Annotated in this window: 4 protein-coding genes; 1 reads left to right on the forward strand and 3 read right to left on the reverse strand. The window is 60.1% G+C overall.

The genetic code is table 11. The features are described 5' to 3' along the window. Positions 1–15 precede the first annotated feature (15 nt). Positions 16–399, reverse strand: a complete 384-nt coding sequence (locus NW843_RS11320) for a molybdopterin-dependent oxidoreductase (RefSeq protein ID WP_414522986.1) — start codon at positions 397–399, stop codon at positions 16–18. A gap of 447 nt (positions 400–846) precedes the next feature. Between NW843_RS11320 and lgt the strand changes: the two genes are divergently transcribed. Continuing rightward, entirely contained in the window at positions 847–1986 is a 1140-nt protein-coding gene (lgt, locus tag NW843_RS11325) for a prolipoprotein diacylglyceryl transferase (RefSeq protein WP_414350359.1), read from the forward strand. 74 nt (positions 1987–2060) lie between these two features. Here lgt and chrA read toward each other — a convergent pair whose 3' ends face one another. Both chrA and NW843_RS11335 read right to left on the reverse strand, forming a co-directional pair. Beyond that, complete coding sequence (gene chrA / locus NW843_RS11330) at positions 2061–3332, reverse strand: chromate efflux transporter (protein WP_011432884.1); 1272 nt, start codon at positions 3330–3332, stop codon at positions 2061–2063. A 102-nt stretch (positions 3333–3434) separates the two neighbouring features. Further along, positions 3435–5411, reverse strand: coding sequence for a tetratricopeptide repeat protein (locus tag NW843_RS11335; protein WP_414522987.1), 1977 nt, complete (start codon positions 5409–5411; stop codon positions 3435–3437). Positions 5412–5443: the final 32 nt, after the last annotated feature.

Raw genomic sequence — 5443 nt, forward strand, 5'->3', positions numbered from 1 at the left:
CCGCTCCGTACCGCTTTAGCGGTCGGAGTCGGGTAGTTTACAGCCTCTATAGATTGCTGTAGCGTTCTTCGGCCCAGGGTTCACCGCCCATGTAGTAGCCGTTGCTCCCCCAAAAGCCCAGCTGATCTTAGGGGGGAAACTCCAGGCATATGGGTGAGGGATCAAAGTGCGCACCGGCCCTACCGGGAGCGGTTGTCCTTCCAGGGTATGAACCAGGTAGTTTTCGGGGCGGATGAACTCCTCCAGAGTCAGGTTGGTGGTGTAGCCGCCATAACAGTGTTGCATCACCGCCTTGGCCTCAGGAGCAATGGATACCAACTGCAACCCATCCGGGATCCACACCCCTGTCCGGTTGACATCCTCCATCTCCTTTCGGTACAACGCAAAGACTGGAGACACGGCACAGCTTGCCCACTGCTGTCGCCCCCATCCAGCCCCACCACTTGGCCGGTGTACTCCGTCATCCAAGGCTTGGTACTGCGCTGGAGTGGCCTTGAGGAGTTTGGCATCTCCGACCAGCGTGGGTGTATCTTAATTGCAGGTCTAACAGGGCAAAAGCCGTCCTGGAAGGGCGGGGCTTTGGACCTAGCTTTTTGGTAAAGGTATGGGCTCTAGGGTGGAATCTTGTCCGTGACGGGCCTGTAGGATCGGGTCAACCGGGAACGAGGACTGGCGCTGCTTCAGGATCGGGGAGAATGGATCCCTGTTGGAGCCTGTGAATGGCTGCCGGGGATAGGGGAGAAGAGCCCGGAAGGAACTCCGTCCCGCTAACCCAAGCGGGTGAGGTTGATAAGGCCGACTCGTGGAACTGAGTTGAGCAATTTTGGGGTGCAGAGCGTGTTGTCGATGAACCTATGGAGTGCAGGGCTGTTGGGCCTTACCTTCAGCTCACCGGGAGAATTTGTCTTCCGCTTTCCCCCCGGCACCCCGCTGGTGGGAGGGCTGGGCCTACGCTGGTATGGCCTATTGATGGCAGTGGCCGTGTTGGTCGGCTTGATCTTGACCAAAGCGTTGGCAGAATCTCGTCATCTAGAGAAAGAGCCTGGCAAAGCCAGTGAACGAGTGGAGCTACTGGCCCTGTGGTTGGTAATATCTGGGTTTCTGGGCGCCCGCCTCTACTACGTCCTCACCCACTGGTCAGAGTTCCAAGACAACCCCCTCTCGGCCTTTGCCATTTGGCAGGGGGGTCTCATCATCCACGGTGGGGTGTTGGCCGGCGCGCTTGCCCTTTACCTCTATTGCCGCACCACCGGGATCAACGGCTGGAAGTACGCCGATGTGCTCACGCCGGGGTTGATTTTGGGCCAAGCCATCGGGCGCTGGGGCAACTTTTTCAACTCTGAGGCCTACGGTGCCCCTATTCCTCCCGACAGCCCTTGGCCGCTGCGGGTGTACATTCCTCCCCAAGCCCGCGAGCCGGAATACAGCCAATTTGAGTTTTTTCACCCCATCTTTTTTTACGAAAGCGTCCTCAACCTGCTTCTATTTGCCCTCTTGATGGGAATGTTCTGGCGCTTTCCCAAACTCAAAGATGGCACTTGGGTTTGGACCTATGTTGTCGGCTATAGCCTGATCCGCATCCCCTACGAAATCTTGCGCGTGTCGGCGGTGGCCTATCTGCCGGGAACTTCCATCAAAGCCGCCTATGTAGCCAGTGGCTTGGGCTTGGTGATCGGGATCGGCATGTTGATCTACATGTACCGGCTGCGCTTCGACCCCGATTTGGAACAACTGGCAGCGTGGTTATCGGAGCAAGCGGGATTAGCGCCAGAAGCAGCCCAAAACCTTCTGGAACGGGCTTGGGCCATTCAACAGAGACACCGCCGCGCCGACCTGTTGGATCGTGTCACCCTCGCCATGCCCCACTTTCCCGGCACCCTTGCCCCTCACCTGTCTCTTGGCCAACGGGAGCTGCTCATGCGGCAACTGTTTTGTCGCCTGGAAGGCAGGGATCCCTCTGAGGAAGGGCTGGCCCAAGCCAGTTAGTGCCGTGGCCATCAGGCTGAATCAGGGTCATTCCCTCACCCCCAAGGAGAAAGCAGGGCCAGGGAGCAAAACCTTTAGGCCAGCAGACCTCGGGCCAGCAAACCCGCCCCCCCTCCCATCAACACCAACAGCCAAGTGGGCTGGCGAAAGCGCATCAAGGCAATGAAGGCCGCTACCCCGATCCCCAAAGCCACCAGCGAAGCGGGAGTTGTTTGTTGTAGCAGCGCATTTTGGGCCAAGGGCACTGTAGCCGCAGCAACAGCCCCCAGGGCCGTTGGGGTAATTGCCTGCAGGGATCCCTTCACCCAAGCATTGTGCCGTATGCGCAACAGAACCGGAGCTGCCAGCAGAATAAAGGCAAAAGAAGGGGCAAAGATGGCCACTGTTGCCGTCAGGGCCCCCAGCACCCCTGCCACCTTGTAGCCGATAAAGGCTGCCGTCAGCACCACCGGGCCAGGAGTAAATTGCCCAATGGCCACCCCATCCAAGAACTCTGTCGGCGTCAACCAGCCCAACTGATCCACCACCTCGTCGGCGATGAAGGGGATGATCACCAGCCCTCCCCCGAAGATGGTGCCGCCTACTTTCAGGAAAAACAAGGTCAAAGGCCAGAAATAGGCACCAATCCGCTCCAGACCCCAAAAGCTGCTCAGGATAAGGGTTTCCGGTGGAACCGTGGCCACTACCGTCTGGGCCAACGTCAATACTGGCCAAGGGAGTAAAATCGGGATCCCCGATAGTGGGCCTTTTTTGGGCCCATACAGCAGCAGCCCCACCAGAGCCGCCAGCCCGAACAGCAACAGGATATTCACCCCCCCAATCAGCAGCAGGGCAAAGGCCGCCACCGCGATCAGCCCCCGGCTCCAATCCTTCACAGCTTTACGGCCCAGTTTCCAGCAAAAGGCCAGGATAATGGCGATCACCACCGGGGCCACCCCAAAAAACATCCCCTCTAGCTGCGGTACCCCTTGAAAGCGAAAATAAAGCCAAGAAAAAATCACCTCGATCACAAAAGCAGGGGCAATGAAGCAAATCCCCGCCAGCACCGCCCCCAACCAGCCTGCCCGCACATAGCCGACATAGATCCCCATCTGGGTAGAAGCTGGCCCTGGCAACATTTCACATAGGCCCACCCCTTCGGTAAATTGTTCCTGGCTCATCCAGCCCCGCCGGATCACCGCCTCATCGTGTTGCATGGCGATGTGGGCTTGGGGGCCGCCGAAACCCAGGGATCCCAGCCGCAGGAATACCACGGCAATCTCTTTCAGGCGCGTTGAAAGGGAGGGCAAGTTGTCGGGGGCGTTTTCCGGCCTGGGGAACTGACCGGGAGCAGACTCAGAAGACATGGGCAAAGCCCGGCAAGACAACCCCGCCTATCCTGCCATCTGTCCGGGATCCCTTCAAGAGGACAACACTCGCCCGTTTATCCTTTCACCCAAACTGCCCCCTCAGGTCTTCAGGCTTCGCAACCACTCTTCCAGAGCGCGGATCGGCGCGGGATCCCGGTAGACGCGATCTTGACGTGCTTTCACCTGCTGGCCCATTTGCTCTCGCCACTCTGGATCCAAGCCCAACTGACTGGCAATCTGGACGTATTCATCGAGGGTGTGGGCGATGGTATCCAGGATCCCCATCTGCTGCAGGATGGCGTAGGTGTGGCGGCCCCGCATCAGGGATCCCGGCAGGGTGACGATGGGCAGCCCGTGGGGCAGGGCTTCCAGGGTGGTGTTGCCCCCTGACCAGCCGAGGCTATCCAGGTAAATATCCCCCAGGGCGTTGTAGGCGGCATATTCTGCAGGCGAGAGTTCCGGTAGGAGCACCACATACTCTTCGGCAGCTAGGTCATAGGCCTGAAAGGCTCGTCGCAGCCGCTGCCAAAAGCGCTCGCGGATCCCTTGGGAGAGGCGGCCCCGCAAAAATAGAAATTGACACTTCCCCACTTCCCGGGCGATGCGGGGGAACACCTCGTCGTACTGAGGTAAGTACTTGAATAGGGATTGGGCGCAGAGGTAAAGCACCCTGTCGGGATCCACCCCCCAAGCTTGCCAGTCCACAGGGGCGGGGTCAACTTCTAGGGGAATATAGTAGGTGCCGATGCCAGGCAGGGGCAGGAGCTGCTCGGTGTAATGGCCGGCCCCGTCCGGCGGCTCCATCAGCTCGCTGCTGAGGAAAACGTCTATTGTCGGCAGGCCAGAAGTTTGCGGGTGGCCCCAGGCCATCGCCTGTACCGGCGCCAAGCGGAGGGCGGCCAGTTGGGCACAGACCGGGTCAATGCCCACTTCCGGGTAGAGGAGCACATCCAGCTGTGCCTCTCGAATAGCCGCTTGCCATTCTTCTATGCTGCGGGATCCGGCCACAAAGTGCTCAAAACGAGGGGGCAGGGAGCACGTGACCTCATCTTGGATGACCGAGGTGTGGAAGCCGTAGAGGGCCACTTGAGCACGATCCAGGGCTTCTACCCAGCCGCGAGTCAGGATCTTCCAAACGGAGTGATCCCGAAACAGGCCGGAGACAATGCCCACCCGCACTCGGCCAGGATGTCGCTGCCAGAGGACGGAGGGCTGGGGATAGCGGGCCGCCATCACGTCCCTCACCAAGGATCCGTAGAGCTGCTGCAGATCGCTGTCGTTCTGGCCTTGGTAGGGCAAAAAGAAGGGTTGGACGGAGCCGATCCCGGCAGCTGCTCGCTCCAGGGTTTCGGGATCCCGCGGCAGGTGTTCCCAGCGGCCCTTCACCTGTTGTAGGGCTTGGCGGTAGCGCTCCCGAGCCACGGAAACTTGGTCTGCCGAGGCGTACAGCAAGGGCAACTGGCTAACACACCAGCCCAGGGCCGCGGCCAAGTCGGCGGGATCCGCTTGCCAGAGTTGGTAGAACAGCTCCGCCGCTTCCTCCTCCCGGCCACAATCCCGCAGCAGGATGGCCAGGGTGTAGGCGGCATCGGCAAAGTCCGGCTGCAGCTCCAGGGCCTGTCCCAAGGGGACAAGGGCCGCCTCCAAATCCCCCTGCTGCCGCAGCACCAGCCCCAGCTGGTAGAAGACTTCTGGATCCGGCCCCCCCTGCTCTAGGGCCAGTTGCAGGTGAGTTTTCGCCTCCGCCAGCTGCCCCGCCTGCTTGAGAACAATTCCCAAATTAAAGTGGGCGTCGGGAAACCAGGGCTGGTGGGCAAGGGCCTGCCGGATCAGGGCAATCGCGTCGTCCAGGGATCCCTGTTGCTGCCGACAGACCCCCAAGAGGTGCAGTGCCTCGGGGTGGGTGGGCTGGGCTTGCAGCACCTGCTGGTAAAGTGAGACAGCCTGTGGCCATTGCCCTGCCTGGTGATGGCGAACGGCTTGGGCCAACAGACGCTGCAGGTGCTCTCCTCTGTCCTTTCCAGCTCTGCCTAGGCCAAAGCCTTTCCCCGGTCCAGACACAGTGAGCTGATACATTTACGCTGAACACTGCTGAACATCACTGTTCA

The organism is Synechococcus sp. R5-12 (genome assembly GCF_047502655.1).
Lineage (GTDB): Bacteria > Cyanobacteriota > Cyanobacteriia > Thermostichales > Thermostichaceae > Thermostichus.